This window comes from Vasconcelosia minhoensis LEGE 07310 (genome assembly GCF_015207255.1).
GTDB classification, from domain to species: Bacteria; Cyanobacteriota; Cyanobacteriia; order Phormidesmidales; family Phormidesmidaceae; genus Vasconcelosia; species Vasconcelosia minhoensis.
Window position 1 is genome coordinate 80,403 of sequence record NZ_JADEXG010000008.1, and the last position, 24,042, is coordinate 104,444.

The following is a 24,042-nucleotide window of genomic DNA, read 5'->3' on the forward strand; positions in this document are numbered from 1 at the left end:
CGATCCGGGATAGCGCCTAGTCCTATTCTGCGCTATCTGGCGACGCCCATGACGCCTGCAACGAGAGCCGCAGGAAATATTTGATAAAGCTTTTTGAAGCAGCAATTGACAGTTTTTGTAAAAAAAGCTACCAAAAGCGGGACACCTACATCCCATCCAGGTGGTATCTTTTACAAGGCTGTCTGCTGGCTTGATCCCGGCTTGCTGTTCAACGATCAGAATATTCTGACTCAGAAAGCCAAAAAATGTACGGTATTGGCTGGCTGACAGCTGAAGATATAGGTTAGGTGGCCTCCAGCCAGGTCTAACCTACTTGCTCAATCCATTTCTGAAATTCTATGACCGACTACAATCCTTCCGTCCGCCAGATTCCCCGCGATCAGCCCGCGTCACCCATTCCCCTACAGCAGGATTCTTCTATCCTGACCTGGCTGGAGAGTACGGGGCGCATGTCACCCCGCGAAGTCGTTGAAACCCCTGCTGAAGAAGAGGCCGATAGCGAAGAGCTTGCCGATCTCGTGACTGGCAACAGCAAAGATGATTTTGAGGAAGATGATCTCTCCCTGGACGACGACTAGGCTGGCCAGCTCAGAAACGGGCGATGCGTCAACTATTTTCAGCGATTTGGGAATAATCCTGGACAATTTGACAAAACGTCGTAGAATTTGGGCAAATCTTTCCAACCGTAGGTTTTAAGCGGTTAGCAATGGCTCTCTCGACCCCGGAGAATCAGAGCAGCACGAAATGGGGTATGTGTGGTGTGTGAAGGACTCTCTCTGTGGACGCTAGATTTTTTTCGACTAAGCAAGCTGGGCTCTCGGGTGCGGGCCTCTCCTCTATTTTAGCGGTTGCGCTGATTGCCGCCGCCGTTTGTTTGGATTGGGTTGCCGGGCGAAGTCTGGCCCTGCTGCCCTCACTGTCTCCAGGCATTGCGATGCCGATGATTACCGCTGCCAGCATATCGGCAATTTTGGGCATTGTTGCCCTTCCCCTGCTGCGCGCCCTCAAAACCGGCCAGTTTGTTCGGCCCGACGGCCCTCAGGCCCATTTAATCAAGGCTGGCACGCCAACCATGGGCGGCATTTTCTTTATCCCAGCCGCGATCGCGGTCGCTCTGCTCTGGGCTGGCCCCACCCCCAACGTGCTGGCCGTCTCTGCGCTGACCCTGGCCTACGCCGGGATTGGCTGGCTAGACGACTGGCAGGTGCTGCGCCGCCGTTCCAACCGGGGCATTTCACCAAAGCTGAAGCTGGGTTTGCAGATTGGGCTGGCGATTGCGTTTTGCAGCTGGGCCTTGCTGACGCAGCCGATAAGCATCACCACCATAGCGCTGCCGCTGGGCCTGACGCTGACGCCGGGGCTGCTGTTCTGGCCACTGGCCGGATTTGTATTAGTGGCCGAAAGCAATGCTACGAATTTGACCGACGGGGTAGACGGCTTGATGGCTGGGACGGGCGCGATCGCGCTGCTAGGTCTGGCTGCGATTGTCGCACCGGTAAACCCCGACCTAATGATTTTCTGCGCGGCGCTGAGCGGGGCCTGCCTGGGCTTTCTGGTGCACAATCGCAATCCGGCCAAGGTATTTATGGGTGACACGGGTTCCCTGGCGTTGGGTGGCGCACTGGCCGCGGTTGGCATTCTCAGCGGCAGCCTGTTTGGCCTGCTGATTGTGACGCTGCTGTTCTTCGCGGAGACGCTGTCCGTCATCCTCCAGGTCGGCTACTATAAAGCCACGAAGGGACCCGACGGCGTGGGCAAGCGGCTGTTTAAGATGGCCCCCATTCACCACCACTTTGAGCTTTCCGGTTGGACTGAAATTCAAGTTGTCAGCGTGTTTTACCTGATCAGCGCGGTTTTAGTGACCGCCGCGTTCGGCCTGCTGGCCTAGCTGTCTATTCCTTAAAAAAGGGAGAGAACGTTAGCGTTCTCTCCCTTTTTTGTATTGTACTAATTTTTGGATTGTACTAACGGGCCTGACGGGATTCGAACCCGCAACTTCCGCCGTGACAGGGCGGTGCTCTAACCAGTTGAACTACAGGCCCTCGTAAAGGCGATCTCTATTGTGCTGAGTCCAGTGAGTTTTGTCAAACAGGATTTATTCCGATCGCGCTAGATTTTCCCAGAAGGGCATCGAAAATTGGACTAGCCAGTCTTTGATCCGATAGGTAGCGCGGCAGTCGTCTTCGTTGTAGCGCAGAATTGTATTCAGGTAGGCGCGATCGCCCGTCGTTAGCCAGTCGTCATACCAGCAGATCGACTGCGCTCCGTTGGCGTCTTCATCCCGCCATTCAAACCCCAGCCAGCGGGCAATCGGCTTCAGGGCGTAGCTTTCCACCGGCAGGCTAACGGCTTCGGTAATGCGCTGGTGAATATCGACAAAGCGATGCAGCAGCGACTCAATATCAACGCCCGCGCTGCCGTACTGGTGGCTCAGTCGCTTCACCGTATGGGCTTCGTAGGGGCAGAAGTGGTAGATCGGCGCCTGGGGATGCTGGGATACAAGGTTCAGAAACGCCAGCCAGGCCGACTGTTCAGCGTCGGGAGCTTCAGCCACCAGCGCATGGAAGGTCTCGGTTTGAGCGGCGTAATCGACAACCAGAACGCCGTGCAGATAGATCAGGTCTTTATCCGGGGCCGCTTCGATGTCGAAGTAAAGCTCGACGCTAGCGCTAGGCAGGTCGCTGGGTCGCAGGGGAAAGTCATGCTCTGGATGGCGAGGGGGACGCGCGATCGCGCTTTCCTGCAGGGTTGCCTGGGCCTGACCCGCCAGCTTCTGGGCTACGGGCATTTCTATCGTCAGCAGCTGCATTAGCTCAGTCGGCGGCGTCTGCGCTAGGGACTCGACCGTGGTGATGCCAGCCCGCTGGAGGTGGGGATAGCGCGACAGCGTCACCCCCGGCAGGAGGGACAGGTGCTGCTGCTGCTGGGCTTGGGCATAGCAGTGACTAAACCACTCGCAGAGGTCGCAGCGGCTGCGAGCGATAAAAATTTCGGGCGGCTGGTCGGCTTGCAGCGTCGCCAGGCAGCCATCGAGCGCCGCTTGCAGCCGGGGCACCTGCCGCTGTAGGTCAATTGCATAGGCATTGCCTTCCCGCAGCACCAGCCAGCTGGTCTCCGGCCACAGGCCCTGAGTTTCGGCCAGCAGGTAGGCATAAAAGGTGGCGACGGTCTGATATTCGGCTTTGGGCTTTTTCCCCAGCTTGATGCTGAGCGGCACGTAGCACCAGTCGCCCAGCCAGGACTGGCCCGGCTGCTTGAACAGTAAATCGGGCTGGCTAACATAGCGCACCCCGTCTGGGCCGGGAGCCATCAGCACACCCCGATGAATATAGTTAGCGCCCTGCTGCATTAACGCTTGCGTGGCTGCCGCCCCGGCCTGCCAATCTCGGGCCGGATAAATCGGCCGTTCTAGCGGCTGATAGGGAGCCAGCACCGCTCGGCGATGCTCGATGCTGTCCTGCTTAATTTTGCTCAGATAGTCGCTGGGCGGGTCGCGGCGGCTGCGATCGCCATGCTGGTCCAGATAGGGGCGGCGCTGACAGCGCTGATAGCGAAACAGCATTTCATCGCTTAGCCAGACCAGGGAGGGCGCGATTGCAGCCTTCACCTCAGCCGTTACCCCATTTATCGCGAGGCGAGGCGGAGCAGGCGTGCTAGCCGAGGTCGCTGGGCGGCTAGAAACCATGCTTTATCGGCGCATAGCAGCAGGATTCAGGCATGGGCGAGTAAAAGCTTGAGAAATTCGCAGCTACAGCTGCTTCTATCTTCTACCCTAGCGCATTTGTACCCGGCACGGCTAACGTGTCAACAGCCCGCCGCTCAGCCGTCGCAGGGCTCGCTGCACCACCGCCGAGTAGGGCAGCTCGCCGCAGAGTACCTGAGCCATCAGGGCCGTTCCCTTAGGACTTTTGATTCCTACCCGATAGCCCAGACCGGGCGCGGCATAGAAGGCCTTGGCCAGCCGCCCCGCCCAGCGCAGGTCGCTGCCCAGCTCTGCGGCCATGGTTTGGGTATAGCCTTCCAGGGCATTGGGGTCGCCCGCGATCGCGCCGTCAATCGCCGCCGCCGCCTTCAGTCCACTAAAGATCGAGGGACGAATGCCCTCCGCCGTAAACGGATCGACGACGCTCGCCGCCTCGCCCACCAGGAGCGCATTCTGGCTGTGCAGCACCTGGTCGCCGTTCCACAGGCAGAGCGGATGACCATGCTGCTGAGTCATGCTGACATCTACCTGAAACTGGGCAGCATAGTCGGCCATCGGCTGCACCAGGTCGCGCGACTTCCGCTTGGATAAGCGAAATACACCGCTGCCGATGGAGTAGCCGTCGGCTTTGGGAAAATTCCAAACGTAGCCGTTCTTCAGCAGGCCAAATTCAAAATGGGCAATATGTCCCTCCATCACCGGCAGCCGTGGCTCGGTCTCCACCGCCCCCCCCTGGGTCATCACCCGGTTGCGAAACCCCAGCCACCGGGCCACCGGGCCCCGCGCCCCGTCCGCCGCAATCAGGTAGCGCCCCTGCACCGGCTCGCGACTGGTCTGCACCTGCCAGCGATCGCGCTCAAACGCAATCCCCGTCGCCTTGGTCTCATCCTGCAAGGTCGTCCCCTGCCGCTGCGCCTGCTTCACCAGATAGTGGTCAAACTCGTCTCGCCGCACCATCCAGATCGGCTCAGCTGTCCCCAAATCGGTTTCGACGATATCCTGCATCTTGTAGCTATAGCGAACCCGCGTCACCTTCTGCGAAATCACCGGCTCAAAGTCAAAGTCAAACCACTGCGCCACCTGGGGCGACACCCCACCGCCGCAGGGCTTATAGCGAGGCAAGGCGGCCTTTTCTAACAGCAGCACCGATCGGCCCCGGCGGCTCAGATGGTAGGCAGCCGTCGCCCCCGCAGGGCCAGCGCCGACGATGATACAGTCGAACATGTTAGGAGTGGGGGAGTGATCGAGTGGGGGAGTGGGGGAGTAAAGCGTCACTTGATTTTAAGCTATGGCAGTCCCCTGCTCGAAATAAAACTCCGACCCTATTTTCCCCAATACCTAAGGCGACGCTTCACGAACACCCCATCACCCCATCACCCCATGATCCCCTGGAGCCGCGCCTTCCGCTATCGCCAAACCGCCTGGCTGCTCGCTAGCGCTGGCATCGGCTATCTGCTGCTGCTAATCGGAACGGCTTTTCATCCGGCCTCGGTCACCCTGGGCGGGCTGATTGCAGCGGCGATGGTAGCGGCCTGGTTCCGGCAGTTTCGGGAAGCTGTGCCGTCAGCAGGAAACTTGCTCGATCAGGATGTGTTTCGGCGGTGGCTGGGCGCGGCCCGCCATACCCAGATAATGGACCCTGCCGCACGCCGCGAGTTCCAGCGGCTGGCCCTGTCCTGCCATGAATCGGCCCGCCAAATTGCGGCCCAGGAACCGGCGCTGTATCCCGAGCTGACTGAAGTACTGCATACCGTGGTGGCTTTAACCGAGCAGCCTTCCCAGGCGAAGCGTGATCGCTTAGTCGCCACCCATCAGCAGCTCCAGCAGCTCCGCGACCAGGTTCTACTTGCGCCGGGCCGCGCAGTTGAACCTGAGGCTAGCCTAACCGCTCAGTTGCAGACGCTGATTCAGCTGAATAGAACAGTGCAATGAGAAAGGCAGCGCCAAGCTAATGTTAGGGTGTAAGCATGATGACTCAGGCTTCTCGCGGTTTACAGAGAGCGTTTAACCATGACGGCTGCCGTTCAGTATCCCTTCTTAACCCCTCAAGCGTATTTGGATTGGGAACCCCTTCAAGAGATTCGCTACGAGTATATTGATGGCGAGGTCTTTGCCATGACGGGGGGCACTCTGCCTCACAGCGAGATTGCCGTTAACCTGACAGCGCTGCTCAAAAATCATCTCAGGGGTAAGGGCTGTCGAGTTTTGGGGTCTGACGCCAAAGTTGGAATCACAGAAAATGGCCCCTTCCTCTATGCCGATGGCAGCGTTACCTGTGATCCTCGCGATCGCGCGGCGCTTAAGTTTTGCCGTTTTCCCTGCCTGATTGCGGAGGTGCTCTCCCCCAGTACTGAAGCTTACGACCGGGGCGGCAAGTTCGCCCAGTATCGGCGGCTTGAAAGCTTGCAAGAGTACGTTTTGATCAGCAGCGATCTCGTTAGCGTTGATGTATTTCGCCTGAACGAGCAAGGCAAATGGGAATTAACACCTTACGCTCAGGATCAAGAAATCCACCTCAGCAGCGTTGATTTAGCCTTTCCCATTGAGCGGCTCTATGACGACATTGATTTAGCAGCCAGCGAATCTTCTGAGACCTCATAATTACAGGCTACGATGGCAAATGCCCAACTTTGACATAGATCAGGCAGCCCTCACGGCTAAAGGGGTTGTGAACGCTGCTGTGGGGGCTGCGTATCCAGGTGCCCTTGGGGTAAGTCCCATTTTCGTCCTCGAAGACGCCGTCTAGCACAAAGATTTCTTCGCCACCGTAGTGGGTATGGGGCGAGAACTGACTGTTGGCGGCATAGCGCACAATAGAAGTCGCCCTATCGAGATGTTTGGCGGGCAAAAAAATATTCAGTTTTTACCAGGGTAATGAGCTGCTCAATTTCACGATGAAGCTTCTGAGCACCTCCCCGAACCCGTGAAAGCAGCAATCCCCCCTGTAGCGCGGCAAAGATCAGTGCCGCTAGGGCAGTTACCTCGCCAACAAAACGGAAGTCACCGGTTTGACGGCCTTCCATGAGAATAGTCGATATGCGCTCTTCGCTGTTCTGACTGAACTCCCGCACCTGCTCGACGGCAGGATGATTTAAGCTGGCAAGCTCAGCCCCAATCATGCCGCACAGGCAGGCTTTGTCCTGGTTGCCGCTGCTGAGGGTCGCTTCAAACAGCCTACAGTAGCGCCGCAGCTAGATAGGGCAAGGTACGGTCAGTATGATTGCGAAGTACGACGGGCTGTCTTTTGACGGTAGGGCCGACCTTTGCTCAAGATAAAGTGCTGATGTGCAGTGTCGATTTTGAGTAGGTAAAAAAACGATGGTTCAGCGTTTTTGCAAAATGATACTGGCGAGTAGCCTGCTGGTTGTCGGATTCGGCTTACCTGGATTGGCTGACGTGACAGAGCATGGTGAAGCCCATGAGACGTCCGTAGATATGACTCCTGACGGCCATGGGGAAGGACATATGGAGGAGCACCACCACGAGACCTTAGAAATTCCCGAGGGCATTGCCGTTCCGTCCATTGATCTGACTGTCACGCCCGACCCGGTGCGGGGCTGGAACTTACATGCGGCGGTGACCAACTTCGATTTTGCCCCCGAAGCAATCAACCAGAATAGCGATCCCTCTGAAGGTCATGCCCATCTCTATATTGACGGTGAAATGGTGCGGCGGATCTATGGCCCCTGGTCTCATCTGCTGAACCTGGAGCCCGGCGAGCACGAGATCCGGGTAACCCTGAACGCTAACGGGCATGAGGAACTGACCTACCGGGGCGAAGTGATTGCCGATAGCGTCATAATTGAAGTCCCTGAACCCGAAGACCCCGCTCAATAGACCCCATGCCCAGCTTTGTCGATTTAGGGCTAATCGCCGCGCTCGGATTTCTCGGCAGCTTTGGCCACTGCGTCGGCATGTGCGGCCCGATTACGGCTGCCTTTGCCCTATCGCAGTCGGCGGAAAGCCGGGATTGGCGATCGCAGCTCTGGTTCCACACGCTGCTCAACCTAGGCCGCATCCTCAGCTATGCTCTGGTCGGCGCGGGGATTGGGGCGCTGGGCACGGTTTTATTCGCAGGCGGACAGATGGCGGGCGTTGGCAGCCTGCTGCGGCGGGCAGTGGCGATTCTCACCGGCAGCCTGCTGATCTGGTTTGGCCTCACCCAGGCTAGGCCGGGTCTGCTGCCCAGTATTCCTTTGCTCAACCCGATGCAGCAGCAGTCGCTGCACGCAGGGCTGAACCGGCGGATGCAGCGGCTCTCTAAGCAGCCCCACCGCTGGACACCGGCGCTGCTGGGGCTGCTGTGGGGGCTGATCCCCTGCGGCTTTCTCTACGCGGCTCAGCTCCGGGCGGCAGAGACCCAGCACTGGGCTGGCGGTGCCGTCACGATGCTGGCCTTTGGCTTAGGTACGCTGCCGGCGATGCTGGGGGTCGGCGTTTCGATGGCCTGGCTCAGCCGCGATCGCAGAAGTCAGCTATTTCGGCTGGGCGGCTGGGTGACGGTGATTATCGGGTCTCTCATTCTGCTGCGCACCGGCGATACGATGACCGACTATAGCGGCCATGCGGCGCTGGGCTGTCTGCTGCTGGCGCTGCTGGCCCGGCCCCTGAGCCGACTGTGGGCGGCGCCGCTGCGCTATCGGCGGGTGTTGGGGGTGGGGGCCTTTGGGCTGAGCTGGGTGCATGTGTTTCATATGGTGGAGCATACCTGGAGCTGGCAGCTAGGCGCGATCGCGTTTATGCTGCCGACGCATCAGTGGGGCATCTGGCTGGGTGCCGTTTCCCTAGCGCTGATCACGCCCGCCGCCCTAACCAGCTTCGACTGGGCGCAGCGCCGGCTGGGCAAACAATGGCGACGCCTGCACCGGCTGAGCGTTCCCGCAGCCATCCTAGCTGCCGCCCATACCCTGCTGATCGGCTCCCACTATTGGGGCAGCCTGTCCCGCTCGTGGACCCATCAGGTACAGTCCCTTAGCCTAATTGCTCTCGTGCTGGGAATGCTCGCCGCCCGCTCTGGCCCGCTCTGGCGCTGGCTATCTCTGGAGAAATTCTATGTACCCCCATCATCGACGAAGGCCCCGCAGGCTGCTGGCGATCGCGACAGCTGCCACCGCCCTGCTCCCCATCCCGACCCTGGCTCACAAAGTGAACGTCGCCGCCGACGTGGGGGCGACGCTTCACATTGAGCCGACTGACACGCCCCGGGCAGGCAATTCGGCCCTGGCCTGGTTTGCTCTCACCCATAGAGGCGGAGAGACCATTCCGCTGGCGGACTGCAACTGTCGCTTAGCCGTTTTTGTCGATTCTCAGCCGGATACACCAGTGCTCGAACCCGAACTCAAGCCGGTCGATGCCGAGGGATACCAAGACATTCCCGGTGCAGACATCGTTTTTCCTCAGGTCGGGGCTTACGAACTGGTCCTCAGCGGCGCGCCGCAGGCCGAGGCCGACTTTGCTCCCTTTGAGCTGAGCTTTGACGTGACCGTGGCGGCAGGGCAGACCGCTGCTCCAGACCCGACCTCGCCCGAGAGTCCAGCCGAATCACCGGCATCCTCCGTCGAATCACCGGCAGCACCACCGGCGGAATCACCAACGGAACTGCCCAGCGAGTCACCCGCATCGGTTCAGCTAGAAGGGGCCGAAGCTACTTCTGAAGAAAATACGTTTTCAAGTGGCATGTGGGTCGGGGTGGCAGTAGCCGTACTCAGCGGGGTTGGGGTGGCGGCCATCCTCATCCGGGGCAAGCGCAAATAGGGCAAAACATTCTAAAGAAAGTTGACGAGCCGTCATCGGACCCGTCATTTTGTCATTTAGATGCGATCCTGAAAAGATGGCCAAACTATCCGCCTCCCAGCTGAGCAACCCGGCACCACGCCCCCCGCTCAACCTGCTACAGAACCCCACCACCTGGCTGAGCGCCTTTTGGAAATTTTCGCGACCCCATACCATCGTGGGTACCAGCCTCAGCGTCGTTGGCCTGTTTGCCATTGCCTGGGCCGGGCGCTATTCTCCCTGGACGAACCCGGGGACGCTGCTAATCTGGCGGGCGGTCACAGCCCTGCTACTCACCTGGCTCGCCTGTTTGGCTGGTAATGTCTTTATCGTTGGCTTGAACCAGGTCGAGGACGTCGAGATTGATCGGATCAATAAGCCCCATCTGCCGATTGCCTCAGGCGAATTTTCGCGGCCGCAGGCGATTCGTTTGGTGGTGCTCTGCGGCGTCGCGGCGATGGTGCTAGCGGTGCTGTCTCACAGTCTCTATTTGATGGCGACGATCTGGGTGAGCCTGGCGATTGGCAGCGCTTATTCGGTGCCGCCGATTCGCCTTAAGCGCTTCCCTTTTTGGGCGTCGGTCTGCATCCTGACCGTGCGCGGAGCGATTGTAAATTTGGGCATTTATCTGCACGCGGCCAGCCAGATTGGGCTAAAGCCGACGGTGCCTGCCCGGGTGTGGGCGCTAACGCTGTTTATTCTGGTGTTTAGCTTCGCGATCGCGATTTTCAAAGACATCCCCGATATCGAAGGCGATCGCCGCTACAACATTACGACGCTAACCCTTCAGCTAGGGCAGGTTCAGGTCTTTAACCTCGCTCGCTGGGTGCTGACCGCCTGCTACGGGGGTATGATGGTCGCGGCTCCTTTTTTACCGGGAGTGCATCAACCCTTGTTACTGGGGACCCATGCGATCGCCCTAGCCGGCTTTTGGTATCGCAGCCGACAGGTTGAACTTAGCCCCTCTAAGCATGAAGATGCAGAGAATGAAGTTACCGTAAGGAAATCCGTTTCCTATGCAAATTTTTACCAGTTCATCTGGCTGCTGTTCTTCGCAGAGTATATTATTTTTTCAGCTGCCTGCCTGATGACCGGATTTGTCTAACTGTTCGATCGGTCACAGGCAGTTTAAGTGCTGGAAACAATCGTTTCTAAATCTCTATTTTTTGCGCCAGGCTCAGAACGCTAACGCTGAACGACTGCCGACATGCCAAAGCTGCCGAAATCCGTAGCCTGCGTCCTACTTTTACTGATCCTAATCATTCCTTTTGTCCTGCTTGAACTCCGGGGGATAGAAGCCTATCCCGCTGTGCTCCTGCCGTCAGGCGATCGGGTAGTCACCACTTCAGATGGGATAGTTACTTTTGGCATGACCGAGCTCGTTGCGGTCCACAGCGATGGCCAGGAGGAAATCATCGACCCCCAAGCATTTTTTGGCAATATACCGATCGACTACTGGCAACCGATTGCTCGCCGTGGATTTGGCCTTGATCCTGAAGTGATAACAAGCTTCTCATTGGGAGTATGGACGCTTAGCGCAAAATTCTCTCCCCAGGCAAACGCCCAGCAGCAGCAGCAGCTTCAGGCGTGGATGAACCAGCGCTTAGAATTCCTGAACCTTAAAGATATTGAAACAGTCAGAGTCCGCTACCCGAAGGTATTTTTTGACATCGATAGCCAGACTGAGGTCAGCCGAGAAGTAACCCGCTATTTTGATTATGAACTGGATTGACAATGCCATTGGTACGCTTGAGAAAAAGATAGAGCTGGCAACTCGAACAGATATTGAGTCGCTCTGCTTTTTTCGAATTGTTTTTGGCCTGTTCACAATTCTATTCTTTTGGCCGAGCTATCGCTGGATTGGCGATGTACCCGATGCTTTTTTTAATCCACCCATCTTTAGCGTGGCCGCGCTGTTTTCAGGCTTTCCCTCTCCAGTGCTTTTTCTAGCAATAGACATTGGCATTTTCGTCACTATAATCACGCTTACGATTGGGCTATTTACAAGAATATCGACCATTGCTTTGCTGTTGCTGATACTGCTAGGGAACAGCTTTCAATATTCTTTTGGCAAGATCGATCACGGCATATTGCTGTACCTTTGTGTACTGCTCGTCATGAGCTTCAAGGACTGGGGCCGGTTTCTATCTGTGGATAGCCTGATCCGGCGGAATGGGACCGCTCGGTTTGAGCAGGCTAGACAGAACGCTCCGAAAACGCCTGCCCGGCTTACTGTACTGGGAATTTTAGTCGCCTTCGGGTTTTTCACGGCGGGGTATGGGAAGGCGCTTAACTGGGTTGACTTCGATCTATCTACCAGCGGAGTCCTGTTCTGGCTGTATGGTGGCTACTTCACCCTCGGACGCGGTGAGCTGCTAGCGCCGTTGGCGATTCAGCTTGAAGCCCCCTTATTTTGGGAGATAGCAGACCTGTCAGCCGTCTTGTTTGAAATGGGATTCCTGTTTATGATTTTTTGGCGTCGCTCTTGGTTTGTCTGGCTAACGATAGCCTGCTGCTTCCATTTAATTAACTGCCTCCTGTTTAATATTCCTTTTATCGTTCAGGCGATCGCATACCTTGCTTTCATTCCCTGGAGCGGCTTCGCAATCGTCAATCGGGTCTGCTTCCGATATCCCAAGACGCTGCTGCTGGGGCTGTTTGGGTTTTGCTCTCTGGCCGCCGCGATTAAACTTTCATTTTCCAACGCGAGTGGCGGCATTTTGTTTGCCATCACCAACCAGCTGTTTGGCTCATCAGCCGAGCTGCAGGTCACCAGCTTATTTTGGCTATCGCTAGTCGGCTTATTTGCGATCGCGTTTCGGCATCTCTTTGTAGACGAGCAGGCCCGGCCTCAACTGCCAATTACAGCCAGACTTCAGGACTGACGGGGCTGAAGAACGGTCCAGAGTCCTAACAGAATCAGGGCAACACTCACGACCATCCAGGGAGTAATCGGCTCGCGGAAAAACAGCCAGGCCAGCAGCGCCACCCAGAACGGTACGCCGCTGTAGACAATGCTGGTCGATTTGGTCGGGCCAATCCGCTGGGTGCTGAGGACAAACAGCAGGTAGCCCAGCCCCGATGCGCCAATGCCCATGTAGAGAATTCCCAGGCTAGCGGCCAGCGATGGCTGGGGCAGGCCCGACCGCCAGAGCTCCGGCAGGGTCAGAACCAGCAGCTGTAGGATGCCAAATAGTGCGGCGTAGTAGCTCAGGGCCAGGCCGCTGTAGGTCATGCCCAAATGGCGCAGCAGGATGGAGTAGATCGCCCAGCAGCCGACGGCGCAGAGCATCAGCAGGTCGCCCAGGCTGAACTGGAGCTGAAGCAGGCGGGCCAGCTGACCATCGGTGAGCAGAATCAGGACGCCGAGAATCGCGATCGCGCCCCCCAAATAGTTCCGCCCGCTCAGCCGCTCTCGCAAAAAAACCGCCGCCAGGAAGCCGGTCACCACCGGGTTAAAGGCATTGATGATGGCCGTATTCGCCACTACCGTGTGGCGCAGGCTGAGAAAGAAAAAGAAGTGGTAGCCGACCACCCCAAAAGTGCCCAGCAGAAACAGCAGCCCGCCCTCCTGCCAGGAACCGATGGCGAACCGTCCCTGCTTGAAGCCTAAGCGCGATCGCTGCCACAGCAGCCCCTGCAAAAAAGCGGCGGCAATCAGGTAGCGTAGCAGCGTCGTCATCAGCGGCCCCAGCTCTACCGTGGTATATTTTCCCGCCACGAAGCTGCCCGCAAACAGTAAACTGGTGAGCATGGCAAGCAGACCCTGTCCCCAGCTTTTATGACCCTGCGACCGTTCCACCTGGCTTTCCCCGTTCGCGACTTACCAACGACAGAGCAATTCTACGGTACGGTGATGGGCTGTCGGCTGGGTCGCCGCACCGACACCTGGATCGACTTTGACCTGTTTGGCCATCAGATTACGGCCCACCTTAGCCCGGAGACCTGCCAGCCGGTGGAGACTAACGCCGTCGATGGCCACGGTGTCCCCGTGCGGCACTGCGGCGTAATTTTGACCATGAGCGACTGGCAGCAGCTGGCAGACCGGCTGGTCGCGCATCAAACCCAATTCGTGATCGAGCCCTACGTTCGCTTTAAGGGAGAACCCGGCGAGCAGGCCACCATGTTTTTCTTTGACCCTAGCGGCAATGCGCTTGAGTTCAAGGCGTTTCAAGACGACAAGTCCATTTTTGCGACAGAATAAATGACGCCAGTAGCGCTAGCGATTTTTGATATTGACGGCGTGGTCCGCGACGTGGGGGGGTCCTATCGACGCGCGATCGCGGATACCGTTGAGTACTTTACCCTGGGGTCCTGGCGTCCTTCCCTGGCCGATATCGACCAGCTGAAGGCAGAAGGCACCTGGAATAACGACTGGAAAGCCTCCCAAGAGCTTATCTACCGGTATGCCAATCGCTACGGTCAGCCAATTGACCCCAATCTGAGCTACGAGCAGATTGTTGACTTCTTTCAAAAACGCTATCGCGGTCCCGACCCCGACGATCCGGCCCAGTGGACGGGCTACATCACTCAGGAACCGCTGCTGCTTAGCTCGGCCTATTTGCAAAGCCTCAGCCAGAGCGGTATGCCCTGGGGCTTCTTTAGCGGGGCCACCCGAGGTTCGGCGGAGTACGTGCTGAAAAATCGGCTGGGACTGACTGACCCGGTTTTAGTAGCGATGGAAGATGCGCCCAGCAAACCCGACCCGACCGGGCTGATCAGCACCGTGCGGCAGATCGAGCAGCGCCATCCCGAGGCCCTGGGGCAGCCGGTGATCTACGCGGGCGATACGGTGGGCGACTTACAAACCGTCGCCGCCGCCGCCGTCAAATTTCCGTCCCGCCAGTGGATCGGCGTCGGCATTTTGCCGCCCCACGCCCAGGCCGATGCTGACTATCAGGCTGCCTATGCCCAGAAGCTGAGGGATGCCGGTGCGGCGATAGTGATTCCGCAGGTGCAGGACTTGACTCCCGAACGAATCAGGTCACTGCTGGGCTGAAGCGACTACAGGCGAGGGCGGGTGCGGCTAAGGCAGGCGGTCCAGAGGTGCTCTAAAAAAGTCGGGGCTGTGGTTGCGAGCGCTGCCCTTATAGTTTCAGTAGCCCAAACAAATCCTCTACCCGATACTCCATAGCCATGAACATCGGCAGCGGCAAAACCGCCTCCGGCTCATCCACAATCTCCACCTCCTGCCCTGCTCGATACACAAACACGGCCCGATCCTCCGGGTCCATCAGCCATCCCATCTCTGCCCCATTCCTCAGACAGCGGAGAATATTCTTCGTCACCCGCGTTGGACGCTGCCCTGGCGAGAGAATCTCGATCGTCCAGTCTGGCGCCAGGGGAAATACGTTAGCAATTTCGCCATCGCTATCGGTCGGAATCCGCGACCAGATAAACACAGCGATATCAGGAACAATCGATATCCCATCAAAGGTGCAGCGCAGCTCAGGAAAAGCGCAGGCTACTTTTTCTGGCCTAACAACCGAATTGATGACGGTTGCAAAGTCCAACTGCAGTCTGCTGTGCTTTCCCTGAGGCATCGGTTTCTGAATAATTCGACCATCTACATATTCGCTAGCTGGCTCCGTCTCTGGCAGGCTCAGAAAAGTCTCTAGCGGTACCGGCCTTACAGGTGTTTGAACCATATTTCACCTCTCGTTTTGGGAATTTTTGCCGCACCGCCTCCAGAAGCGGGACTGGCCTAGTGCTTAGTTGCTTGGTTAGCTATGTCACCGCCAATAACATGAACGTCCACCCAATCTGCTCCGATAGTCTGCCCTGTGGATCTATCATACTGGGTTCTCTCACGGCACTATCCGGTTCAGCAGCTCATCCCGGTACGCTATGGCCGGTTGCCCATAGAGGTTCGCTAGAGCCTGAATCAAAAGTATGGGTCATTTTTCGATTTGTCCTTATCATCTTCAGCGTGCGTCATTACATACTGGATGTAAATCCGCTGAGAAGCCTACGCTATGACAACAACTAGCCGATAACGATTGCCCTTGCAGCGCACTCACGGCTGGGCTGATCTGTCGGCGCTTGGGAGAGCGTTCTCGGTTCCTAGCAGCCTGTCCCAAAAGGTAAAGTAGAGGCCGTAATGTACCGTATAGCGGCGGTGGTGCAGCAGATGGTGGGAAGGCCCAATCAGCCATTTGCCCAGCCACTGGCCGAACGCCGTCTGCGAGAACACTCGAAAGCCCAGGTGATGAACCACCGCGCCCGCCGTCATGGTCAGCGCCACCGCCGCCAGGACTGAAAAGTGTAGCGGCATCAGAAAGACCAGGCCAACCAAAAATAGCCCTTGCAGTAGCGCCTCTGGCGGGTCAAAGGCAAACGCCGTCCAGGGCGTGGGAACTGTGGACTGGTGATGCCCGCGATGCATCCATTTGAATAGCTTGGGCCGGTGAATTAGGCGGTGGGTAAAGTAAAAGTAGGTATCCTGAAGCAGCAGCGCTGTGACAAAACTGGTTCCCAGGTAAACCAGCCCGTGGCGGTAGGCATCGGTATACAGCCGAGTCGTGCCCTGGCGATAGGCCAGAAGCATCGCCGCTGCACAGAACGCAAAGATTACCGCCGACAGCACCGAAAGCCGAATATCGCTGCTCATAGCCGGACTCAGCGGCAGCTTCAGCCGCCAGCCGCGCGGCCCGCCGGCCGTGGCAAACCGCTGCATAAACAGCCAGTGGGTGCCCTCGGCGACGGCAAAATACTGGGCGAGGATAATGGTCAGGAAGACCAGAGCATAAAAGATTAAGGTTTCTAAAATTGGCAATTCTTTCAGTTAACCACGGCTAAATCTCTATCAAATTCCTATCATGGGGCCAGAGCCCATCGCCAGCCCTGTTTAAATGACTTTACCCCCCCGTCCTAAAACGCCGCAGACGATTCGCATGGTGAACGCCCTGTTTCGCCCGGCGGAAACGCTGGAGAGCTACCAGCGGCGCTATGGCGACCTGGTCACTCTGGGCGCACCGGGCAATCGACCGCTGGTGCTGTGCAGCCATCCCGACCATATCCAGACGATTTTTAGCCGTCCTCAAGATTTTGACTCAGGCGCGAGTAATCGCATGCTCAGCATTCTGGTCGGTGACCATTCGCTACTGCTGATGGACGGCGATCGCCACCGGCGGCAGCGGCAGCTGCTAATGCCGCCCTTCCACGGCGAACGGATGCGGGCTTACGGTCAGCTGATTGGCCAGATTACCAAGCAGGTGATAGAGCAGTGGCCATGCGATCGCGCTTTCCCAATCCGCAGCTCCACCCAGTCGATTACCCTCCAGGTGATTTTGCAAGCCGTCTTTGGCGTGGCCGACAGCGAGCGCTATGAGCAGCTCCAGCAGCTGCTTTCGGCGCTGCTAGAGAGCACGAGCGACCCCGTCAGCGCGGGCGTATTTTTCTTTCCGATGCTGCGAAAGGACTGGGGAGCCTGGAGTCCCTGGGGCCGATTTCTGCGGCTGAAGCGGCAGGTCAAGCGGCTAATCTATGCCGAAATTCAAGAGCGGCGTGAGTCTGACCGCGGTGGCGACGACATTCTTTCGCTGCTGATTTCGGCCCGCGATGCCGAAGGACAGCCGATGACGGACCCGGAGCTGCACGATGAGCTGATGACGCTGCTGGTGGCCGGTCATGAAACCACGGCTTCGGCCCTGGCCTGGGCGCTGTACTGGACGGCGGCGCTGCCCGCGGTGCAGCAGCGGCTCCAGCAGGAGCTGCGCGACCGGCCCAACCCGGACGAGCTGAGCGGTCTGAGCCAGCTGCCCTACCTGAACGCGGTCTGTAAGGAAACCCTGCGAATTTACCCGATTGCCATGTTCGCTTTTGCCCGGATTGCCAAGGTGCCTTTGCAGCTCGGCGACTACCCAATCGACCCCGGCACCTGGCTGGCCCCCTGCATTTACCAAACCCATCAGCGGCCCGACCTCTACCCCAACCCCAAACAGTTCCGCCCCGAGCGCTTTCTCGAAAGGCAGTTCTCTCCCTACGAATATATTCCCTTTGGCGGCAGCGATCGCGTCTGCATTGGCCTAGCTTTCGCCCAATACGAAATGAAGCTGGCGCTGGCGACGATCCTTTCCCGCTTTCATCTGACCCCGGCCCAAAAGCCGCCCGTCCGCCCCGTCCGCCGCGGCCTCACCCTGGCCCCGCCGAAAAACCTGAAGCTGATTGCGACGCCACTCCCCGGCTAGGCCAACCGCCTGATCGGGTTCCAGCTAGAATTGAGGGTAGGCGGGGCCCGTAAATTTGCAGGGTTCGTCTGGTTGATGTAGGCGCGATCGCAATGACTTCCGATAGTTCCCATCCTTCTGCCCCCTACGACGTGGTCATTGTCGGCGCGGGCATCTGCGGCACAGCGCTGCTGTACAGCCTGAGCCGCTACACCAATGTGCAAAAAATTGCCCTGCTAGAAAAATACGAAGCGCCCGCCCTGGTGAACTCCCACGTCACCGGCAACAGTCAGACGCTGCACTTTGGCGATATCGAGACCAACTACACGCTGGACAAAGCAAAGAAAGTCAGCCGCGCGGCCAATCTGGTCAAGCACTATCTGCTTCAGGCCGACCCGCAGCACCAGATTTACACCAAGTATCACAAACTGGTGCTCGCGGTTGGCTCAGAGCAGGTCAGCCATCTGCAAGAGCGCTACCAAACCTTCAAATCGCTCTTTCCCCAGCTGCGGCTGCTCGACCGAGCTGAAATTGACCGGCTCGAACCGAGCCTGCTGGCGGGGAGAGACTCTGACGAAGCGGTGACGGCCCTCTTTACCGAAGAGGGCTACACGGTGGACTATCAGCAGCTGGCCGACTCTTTTCTAGAGAAGTCGCTCCAGGATTCTGCAGCCGAGAAGGAGATTGACGCTAAGTTCGGGGTCAACGTTCGCCAGATTCGGCGCGTCGATGGGCTCTATCAGGTGCAAACGGAGCAGGCGACCTTTGTGGCGAAGACCGTCGCCGTCATGGCGGGAGCCCACAGCCTGCTGCTGGCTAAGTCCCTGGGCTACGGTCAGGACTATGCCCTGCTCAGCGTCGCGGGCAGCTTTTACTTTGCCCCGGCCAAGCTGAATGGCAAGGTCTACACCATGCAGATGAAGAAGCTGCCCTTTGCCGCCATCCACGGCGACCCAGAGGTCCACGACGCCAGCCAGACTCGCTTTGGCCCTACAGCCAAGGTGCTGCCGATGCTAGAGCGCCATCGCTATTCCAGCATTCTGCCCTATTTCAAAACGGCAGGGCTGAGCCTGGCCGCCTTTCAAAGCTTTTTCAACATTCTGTCGGACTGGGACATTTTAAAATACATCCTGAGAAATTTTATCTACGATATTCCTGTTGTTGGCAAGCGTCTATTTATCCAGGAAGCGAGAAAGATTGTTCCTTCTCTCAAGCTCAGCGAGCTGTCCTATGCCCGGGGCTACGGTGGCATTCGGCCCCAGATTGTAAATCTCAAGACCCGTCAGCTAGAGCTGGGCGAGGCCAAAATCGTTGGAGATGACATTCTGTTCGGCATTACCCCTTCTCCGGGAGCCTCAACCTGTCTTAAGAATGCCGAAGAGGACACCGCCCGAATTATCTCTTTCTTAGGCGGCGATTACCGCTTTGATCGCGATCGCTTCCTCGCCGATTTAGGATGCGAATCCCTGGTTTGACCCGCCGAACAGCCCCCAATGTGGAAGCGGAGCGTCTGCTCCCTTTAGCTGCTTCCATTTTATGTCCAACAAAATCACATCTAATAACCACAGCGTTGCTTCCCCTGGTCTAGGTGACTCCCCATCCGCATAATGAGGAAAACCTTAACGCCTTACCTAGCGACAGTTTTTCGCGGGCATAGAGCATCAGCACCAGTTCTTGAAATAGCTCTACCTCAGAGAGTCCAGAGGCTTGCACAAGTTCGTCTGAGATTATTATTGCCATCGCTCAACTAGCCAACGCCATGCACTTTGAGTATATCGAGTTTAAGCAGGCTTTCGGAGGGTGCATTGCTTCTGAGCAAACGCACCCTACTCCTGCAGCCCGTCCCTAAACCGATGCATACTCTGTGTATGGCCTGATCTCAGGAGCCTGAAAGCCCAGCACAATCTCCGCTTTGCCCACGCCGCGCTCTATCAGGGCTTGAGCTATTCCTATCTCCGTCATGTTTTGTTCAATCCAAATCTTTCCGCCTTTGATAGCGAGATGCAAAACGCAACCATGCACTCGCCTGTGGCCATCCCAGCCGACGTTCATCACCTGGTAGTGATCCTGCTTTTCATCAAAAACGGTGTAGCAATCAATCTCCCCATTAGAAACGGGTATTACCGCATAGTCAGATAGCAAGGTTTGAATGATGTCTCGGTAAGTCTCTATGGAAGCCACTGCACAATTACCTCTTTAATCGGTTCATAGACAATTTGCTTGATCTGATAGCGCTCTATCGACATCTGAGCGAACTCTCGTCTAAAGAAAGCTTCGTAGGCAACGACTGGCACGGCTAGATAAAGGGTGCGAGCTGGGTTCACCCACTTCTAAGGCCAGCCGATAATTCAGGAACTGCCCCAGCGCAGCATGATAGTCAGTTATCGGAGAATCGCTTAGGAAAGACTTCACTTCGACGGCTATCTTTTCGGTTCCCCGCTCAGCGGCTAGAAGTTGCTCCGCACCCAAGTCTATCTCGAACTTCGTACCACCCACATCTAAGCGTAGCGGGTCATCGGTAACGCGCCATTGCTCTTTCTCTAGCGCTGCTTTGACCGCGCTATGGAATCGGTCTTTTGCTGCCATCGCTTGTTCCGCCGCCTATTTTCCAAACTGCGATGCTACCATCTCAAAAAGTAGGCTGCCGATTGCTCCAACGAAACTACCAAAATGCTTATCAGATGGGGAACATAGTAGCGAACCTACGTTTTTTTGAACTCGTAATGTGATTTTTATTGCACCCCTTATAAGTGACTTTATTTTAGGGTAGGGTTGACGCCAACGGCATCGGCTGGTTCTAAGCGCTACCGCGTACGCTGCGCGAACGACCCCACGCGAGAAAAACTCCGAATTCAGCCTCCACAATACCGAGTATAACTTCCAAGCCACCCCAGACTCCATCGCCTACAAACGCTACGACCTGCCCACCACCATCGTCGTCTTTTCCTACGACCAGCCCAGAGTCCCTGCTGCTAGCGAGTTCAAAGTCGAGTTCCCAGACTTTGCGGTGCTGAGCTTCAGCTACCGGGTAATTCAGCTCAACCAGCTATACTGGCCCGACTTCCTCAGCTAGACCAACCCAGTCGCTACTGCCCTGATGGCCAAGATACAGATTGCCCCGGCAGACTGTCCTAGAGTCGCTGAAGGATAGGGAGGAAGCGAGACGGATGTGGTCGGCTAGGTTCGCGACATCAATGCTACATTCGCTCCAGGACTTCTATCCCCAAAAGTGACAGGCCGAGCTTGAGGGTACGGGCGGTCAGGTCACAGAGAATTAGCCGCGAGGTGCGCTGGGGTTCTGCGGCTTGCAGTACGTCGCAGCGATCGTAGAACTGGTTGTACTTTTGGCTGAGTTCAAACAGATACTGGCAGAGCCGGTTAGGCAGCAGCTCTTGCTCGACGGCCGCCAGGGTTTCATCGAACTGGAGGAGGTGTTTTGCGATCGCAAACTCAGCCTCATCCGCCAATATCACCGGCGCATCAGTTCCCAGCTGGGAAAAGTCAATCCCGCCCTTGCGGCTGATGCCCTGCACCCGCACGTAGGCATACAGCATATAGGGAGCCGTATTCCCCTGTAGGGCCAGCATTTTGTCAAAGCTAAAGATATAGTCGCTAGTCCGATTCTGGCTCAGATCGGCGTACTTGACCGCGCCGATTCCGACCTTTTCGGCTACCTGCTGAATAAACTCGGGCGTCTCGCTGCGGCCCTCTGCCTGAATTCGCTGTTCCACATCCTGACGCGCCCGCTTCACCGCTTCGTCGAGCAAATCTCTCAGCCGAACCGTCTCCCCCGAGCGCGTTTTGAACTTTTTACCATCTTCACCTTGAACTAACCCAAAGGGAACATGAACGACCTCTACCGTATCCGGCAGCCAGCCCGCCCGCCGCGCCACCTGAAAGATCTGCATAAAGTGATTGGCCTGACCTGCATCGGTGACGTAGATAATCCGGTCGGCTTCATCACGCTGAATCCGGTAGCGAATCGCAGCTAAATCTGTTGTCGCATAGTTGTAGCCGCCGTTGGATTTTTGAATAATCAGCGGCTGTGGATTACCTTCTTTATTGGTGAAGCCGGTCAGAAAAACAACTTCAGCGCCCTGGTCGGTTTCCAGGAGTTCTAGCGACTTGAGATCTTTGACCACATCGGGCAGCAGTGGATTATAGAAAGACTCTCCTCGCTCGGTAATCTGAATATTCAGCCGGTCATAGATCTTCTGAAACTCTCGCCGAGACTGCTCGCAGAGAATCTGCCAGGCCCGCAGCGCTTCCTCACCACCCGACTGAAGCTCCACCACCGCCTCTCGGGAAGCAGCCTTGAACGCCTCGTCCTGATCAAACCGCTGCTTAGCTTCCTTATAGAACGCGACCAGATCGCCCAGGTCTACTGCCTCAGACGAAGTCAGCGCTTCTGGGCAAACCTGGCGCAGGTGGGTAATCAGCATGCCAAACTGGGTGCCCCAGTCGCCCACATGGTTAAGCCGCAGCACGTCATGACCCAAAAACGCCAGCGTCCGGGCCAGGCTATCGCCGATGATGGTAGAGCGCAGATGGCCCACGTGCATTTCTTTGGCGATGTTGGGGCTGGAAAAATCAACGATCACTTTCTGCGGCTGCTTGACAGCTTCAACGGCAAGGCGATCGCTCTTTTGCATCGTCTTCAGCTGCGCTGTCAGATAGTCGGTCTTCAGCTTTAGGTTGATGAAGCCCGGCCCGGCAATTTCCGGCGGTTCGCAGAGGCCGCTAACGTCCAAATGCTCAACGATCTGAACCGCAATCTCCCGCGGCTTCTGCCTTAGCGGTTTGGCTAGAGACATCGCCACGTTGGCCTGATAGTCGCCAAACTTAGGATTTTGAGTCGGCACCAAAATCGGGTCAGTCTGGGCTAACTCAGAACCAAAAGCAGCGATTAAAGCAGCTTGTAGGCGGGAGGTGAGGTCTATCAGGGTCGATTTCATCGGGTTTTTCTGGCGATGCTAGCGGGCTGTCCGGTTGAGTCTTACCCCATGATACTTTCTGACACCGGGATGCCGGATCAGCTAAACCATAATAGGACTGTCAATCGCTTAAATCCCTTGCGCAAACCCACTTCCGAAGACCTCCAGGCCGCCTACGGCCAGCCCATGGCCGACATTATCGGCCCCAACCTAAAAATCCTCTTTTGCGGCATCAACCCCAGCATCTACAGTGCGGCGGTGTGCCATCACTTTGCCCGCCCCGGCAACCGCTTTTGGAAAACCCTCTACGGCGCGGGCCTGACGCCCCGGCTGCTGACCCCGGCTGAGGATCGCGAACTGCTCAAGTTTGGCTACGGCCTGACCAATATCGCCGCCCCAGCCACGGCGCGAGCAGACGAGCTGAGCCAGGAAGATCTGCGCCAGGGTTATCTGACCCTGGCCCAAAAAATTCAGCAATACCGGCCCAAATGTCTCGCCGTTCTGGGCATTAGCGCCTACCGCACTGCGTTTAAGCAGCCCCGCGCTAGGGTTGGACCGCAGGAGCCGCTGCACGGTACCCTAGTCTGGGCCTTGCCCAATCCTAGCGGCCTCAACGCCCACTATCAGCTCGACGGGCTCCAGCGAGTTTACAGGGAGCTGCTCGATGCTGTGGGCGACAAGGGCTGAGGATGCCTATGTGCGTAGGTTGAATAGAATTTAAGCATCCTGGCTGCCCTCATCCCCCAGCCCCTTCTCCCCAGGGAGAAGGGGGGCCAGAGATCAAAGTCCTTCTCCCCTTGGGAGAAGGATTTAGGTTGAGGGCTGCCGGGGTAACGCTTGATTTCCCAACTTATGTATACACGGTAGCTCCCCGGGGAGAGGGATTCAGGGTGAGGGCCAAATATCTGGCTAAGCTCCCACAGCCTGTGCAAAATAGTCCGCTTCGCTCAGCAGCGTCTGCGGATCCTCGACCCGATCGACAAAAACGCGCCCTTCCAAATGGTCGTACTCATGCTGAAAAATCCGAGCCACAAAGTCAGTCAGCACCTGACGCTGCGGCTTTCCCCACCGATCCTGATAGGTCACCTCAATTTCTCGATAGCGGCGCACCTGGCCGCGCCGATCTGGAACGCTCAGGCAGCCTTCCCAGGCTTCTATAGCTTCGTCAGAATGGGCAATAATCTGTGGATTGAGCATGGCAGTCGGAGCCATGCTGGGGGCGTGAGGATAGCGCAGATTGGGCCGAGAGGCGACGATAAATAGCCGTAAGGATTCGCCGACCTGGGGCGCTGCAATGCCGACGCCGTTAGCCGCTTGGGCAGTTTCGATCAGGTCGTCGATCAGCAGCTGAATGCGAGGATCGGCGAAGTCTGCGACGGGCTGGGCGTGCGATCGCAGCTGCGGGTCCCCCAGTTGAATAATTGAGCGTTCGGTCATAACCCAGACTTGCGCAACGGCTGAATTT

The 24,042-nt window shown here is 57.2% G+C and carries 25 protein-coding genes, 1 tRNA gene and 2 pseudogenes; 15 read left to right on the forward strand and 13 right to left on the reverse strand.

Annotation, left to right across the window (positions count from 1 at the left end; genetic code table 11):
* Positions 1-338 precede the first annotated feature (338 nt).
* Positions 339-578: a DUF3134 domain-containing protein gene (locus IQ241_RS05330; protein ID WP_193905378.1), complete on the forward strand. Its 240-nt coding sequence runs from the start codon at positions 339-341 to the stop codon at positions 576-578.
* A 200-nt stretch (positions 579-778) separates the two neighbouring features.
* Positions 779-1,888 carry a phospho-N-acetylmuramoyl-pentapeptide-transferase gene (gene mraY / locus IQ241_RS05335; protein ID WP_193905379.1) on the forward strand — a complete coding sequence of 370 codons (1,110 nt, stop codon included), beginning with the start codon at positions 779-781 and terminating at the stop codon, positions 1,886-1,888.
* 80 nt (positions 1,889-1,968) lie between these two features.
* Here the strand turns inward: mraY and IQ241_RS05340 are convergent.
* The 3 genes from IQ241_RS05340 to IQ241_RS05350 all read right to left on the reverse strand — a co-directional run bounded on the left by IQ241_RS05340 (position 1,969) and on the right by IQ241_RS05350 (position 4,927).
* A tRNA-Asp gene (locus IQ241_RS05340) sits at positions 1,969-2,042 on the reverse strand.
* 53 nt (positions 2,043-2,095) lie between these two features.
* Positions 2,096-3,685 carry a TM0106 family RecB-like putative nuclease gene (locus IQ241_RS05345; RefSeq protein ID WP_193905380.1) on the reverse strand — a complete coding sequence of 530 codons (1,590 nt, stop codon included), beginning with the start codon at positions 3,683-3,685 and terminating at the stop codon, positions 2,096-2,098.
* A gap of 111 nt (positions 3,686-3,796) precedes the next feature.
* Positions 3,797-4,927, reverse strand: coding sequence for a geranylgeranyl reductase family protein (locus IQ241_RS05350; RefSeq protein ID WP_193905381.1), 1,131 nt, complete (start codon positions 4,925-4,927; stop codon positions 3,797-3,799).
* Positions 4,928-5,083: 156 nt separating this feature from the next.
* Here IQ241_RS05350 and IQ241_RS05355 point away from each other — a divergent pair, with 156 nt between their 5' ends.
* Both IQ241_RS05355 and IQ241_RS05360 read left to right on the forward strand, forming a co-directional pair.
* A complete protein-coding gene (locus tag IQ241_RS05355; protein WP_193905382.1) occupies positions 5,084-5,635 on the forward strand; it encodes a hypothetical protein in 552 nt (183 codons plus the stop codon).
* A gap of 78 nt (positions 5,636-5,713) precedes the next feature.
* Positions 5,714-6,304: a Uma2 family endonuclease gene (locus tag IQ241_RS05360; RefSeq protein ID WP_193905383.1), complete on the forward strand. Its 591-nt coding sequence runs from the start codon at positions 5,714-5,716 to the stop codon at positions 6,302-6,304.
* 7 nt (positions 6,305-6,311) lie between these two features.
* Here IQ241_RS05360 and IQ241_RS05365 read toward each other — a convergent pair.
* Both IQ241_RS05365 and IQ241_RS05370 read right to left on the reverse strand, forming a co-directional pair.
* A pseudogene (locus IQ241_RS05365) lies at positions 6,312-6,524 on the reverse strand (cupin domain-containing protein); the annotation flags it as partial.
* A 4-nt stretch (positions 6,525-6,528) separates the two neighbouring features.
* Positions 6,529-6,894 carry a TetR family transcriptional regulator C-terminal domain-containing protein gene (locus tag IQ241_RS05370; protein ID WP_193905414.1) on the reverse strand — a complete coding sequence of 122 codons (366 nt, stop codon included), beginning with the start codon at positions 6,892-6,894 and terminating at the stop codon, positions 6,529-6,531.
* 127 nt (positions 6,895-7,021) lie between these two features.
* Here IQ241_RS05370 and IQ241_RS05375 point away from each other — a divergent pair, with 127 nt between their 5' ends.
* From IQ241_RS05375 to IQ241_RS05400, 6 genes are all read left to right on the forward strand, one after another.
* The gene (locus IQ241_RS05375; protein WP_193905384.1) at positions 7,022-7,540 is read left to right on the forward strand and encodes a hypothetical protein; all 519 of its coding nucleotides are present in this window, start codon (positions 7,022-7,024) and stop codon (positions 7,538-7,540) included.
* A 5-nt stretch (positions 7,541-7,545) separates the two neighbouring features.
* Positions 7,546-8,889 carry an urease accessory protein UreH domain-containing protein gene (locus tag IQ241_RS05380; RefSeq protein WP_193905385.1) on the forward strand — a complete coding sequence of 448 codons (1,344 nt, stop codon included), beginning with the start codon at positions 7,546-7,548 and terminating at the stop codon, positions 8,887-8,889.
* Entirely contained in the window at positions 8,849-9,457 is a 609-nt protein-coding gene (locus IQ241_RS05385; RefSeq protein ID WP_193905386.1) for a hypothetical protein, read from the forward strand. The genes IQ241_RS05380 and IQ241_RS05385 overlap by 41 nt, the downstream gene beginning before the upstream one ends.
* Before the next feature lie 76 nt (positions 9,458-9,533).
* A complete protein-coding gene (locus IQ241_RS05390) occupies positions 9,534-10,580 on the forward strand; it encodes a homogentisate phytyltransferase (protein ID WP_193905387.1) in 1,047 nt (348 codons plus the stop codon).
* Between the two features lie 102 nt (positions 10,581-10,682).
* Positions 10,683-11,207: a hypothetical protein gene (locus tag IQ241_RS05395; protein ID WP_193905388.1), complete on the forward strand. Its 525-nt coding sequence runs from the start codon at positions 10,683-10,685 to the stop codon at positions 11,205-11,207.
* Complete coding sequence (locus IQ241_RS05400) at positions 11,194-12,360, forward strand: HTTM domain-containing protein (protein WP_193905389.1); 1,167 nt, start codon at positions 11,194-11,196, stop codon at positions 12,358-12,360. The genes IQ241_RS05395 and IQ241_RS05400 overlap by 14 nt, the downstream gene beginning before the upstream one ends.
* Here IQ241_RS05400 and IQ241_RS05405 read toward each other — a convergent pair.
* Positions 12,351-13,229, reverse strand: coding sequence for a DMT family transporter (locus IQ241_RS05405; protein WP_193905390.1), 879 nt, complete (start codon positions 13,227-13,229; stop codon positions 12,351-12,353). The genes IQ241_RS05400 and IQ241_RS05405 overlap by 10 nt on opposite strands.
* 27 nt (positions 13,230-13,256) lie before the next feature.
* Between IQ241_RS05405 and IQ241_RS05410 the strand changes: the two genes are divergently transcribed.
* Together IQ241_RS05410 and IQ241_RS05415 are read left to right on the forward strand one after the other, a co-directional pair.
* Positions 13,257-13,679 carry a VOC family protein gene (locus IQ241_RS05410; protein ID WP_193905391.1) on the forward strand — a complete coding sequence of 141 codons (423 nt, stop codon included), beginning with the start codon at positions 13,257-13,259 and terminating at the stop codon, positions 13,677-13,679.
* Positions 13,680-14,474, forward strand: coding sequence for a TIGR01548 family HAD-type hydrolase (locus IQ241_RS05415; RefSeq protein ID WP_193905392.1), 795 nt, complete (start codon positions 13,680-13,682; stop codon positions 14,472-14,474).
* An 88-nt stretch (positions 14,475-14,562) separates the two neighbouring features.
* Here IQ241_RS05415 and IQ241_RS05420 read toward each other — a convergent pair whose 3' ends face one another.
* Complete coding sequence (locus IQ241_RS05420) at positions 14,563-15,123, reverse strand: Uma2 family endonuclease (protein ID WP_193905393.1); 561 nt, start codon at positions 15,121-15,123, stop codon at positions 14,563-14,565.
* A gap of 368 nt (positions 15,124-15,491) precedes the next feature.
* Positions 15,492-16,250 (reverse strand): sterol desaturase family protein, encoded by a 759-nt coding sequence (locus IQ241_RS05425; protein WP_228021405.1) that lies wholly within the window; start codon positions 16,248-16,250, stop codon positions 15,492-15,494.
* A gap of 76 nt (positions 16,251-16,326) precedes the next feature.
* Between IQ241_RS05425 and IQ241_RS05430 the strand changes: the two genes are divergently transcribed.
* A complete protein-coding gene (locus tag IQ241_RS05430; RefSeq protein ID WP_193905394.1) occupies positions 16,327-17,664 on the forward strand; it encodes a cytochrome P450 in 1,338 nt (445 codons plus the stop codon).
* Between the two features lie 92 nt (positions 17,665-17,756).
* Positions 17,757-19,118, forward strand: a complete 1,362-nt coding sequence (locus tag IQ241_RS05435) for an FAD-dependent oxidoreductase (protein WP_193905395.1) — start codon at positions 17,757-17,759, stop codon at positions 19,116-19,118.
* Between the two features lie 109 nt (positions 19,119-19,227).
* On the opposite strand, the gene IQ241_RS26355 is transcribed toward IQ241_RS05435, so the two are convergent.
* The 4 genes and pseudogenes from IQ241_RS26355 to argS form a co-directional block, all read right to left on the reverse strand.
* Positions 19,228-19,383, reverse strand: a complete 156-nt coding sequence (locus tag IQ241_RS26355) for a UPF0175 family protein (protein WP_390622418.1) — start codon at positions 19,381-19,383, stop codon at positions 19,228-19,230.
* A gap of 105 nt (positions 19,384-19,488) precedes the next feature.
* Positions 19,489-19,824: a XisI protein gene (locus IQ241_RS05440; RefSeq protein ID WP_193905396.1), complete on the reverse strand. Its 336-nt coding sequence runs from the start codon at positions 19,822-19,824 to the stop codon at positions 19,489-19,491.
* A pseudogene (locus IQ241_RS05445) lies at positions 19,812-20,229 on the reverse strand (XisH family protein). The gene IQ241_RS05440 and the pseudogene IQ241_RS05445 overlap by 13 nt, the downstream one beginning before the upstream one ends.
* A gap of 611 nt (positions 20,230-20,840) precedes the next feature.
* Complete coding sequence (gene argS, locus IQ241_RS05450; protein ID WP_193905397.1) at positions 20,841-22,598, reverse strand: arginine--tRNA ligase; 1,758 nt, start codon at positions 22,596-22,598, stop codon at positions 20,841-20,843.
* A 69-nt stretch (positions 22,599-22,667) separates the two neighbouring features.
* Between argS and mug the strand changes: the two genes are divergently transcribed.
* The gene (gene mug / locus IQ241_RS05455; protein ID WP_193905416.1) at positions 22,668-23,264 is read left to right on the forward strand and encodes a G/U mismatch-specific DNA glycosylase; all 597 of its coding nucleotides are present in this window, start codon (positions 22,668-22,670) and stop codon (positions 23,262-23,264) included.
* A gap of 222 nt (positions 23,265-23,486) precedes the next feature.
* Here mug and def read toward each other — a convergent pair whose 3' ends face one another.
* The gene (gene def / locus IQ241_RS05460) at positions 23,487-24,014 is read right to left on the reverse strand and encodes a peptide deformylase (protein ID WP_193905398.1); all 528 of its coding nucleotides are present in this window, start codon (positions 24,012-24,014) and stop codon (positions 23,487-23,489) included.
* Between the last annotated feature and the right edge of the window lie 28 nt (positions 24,015-24,042).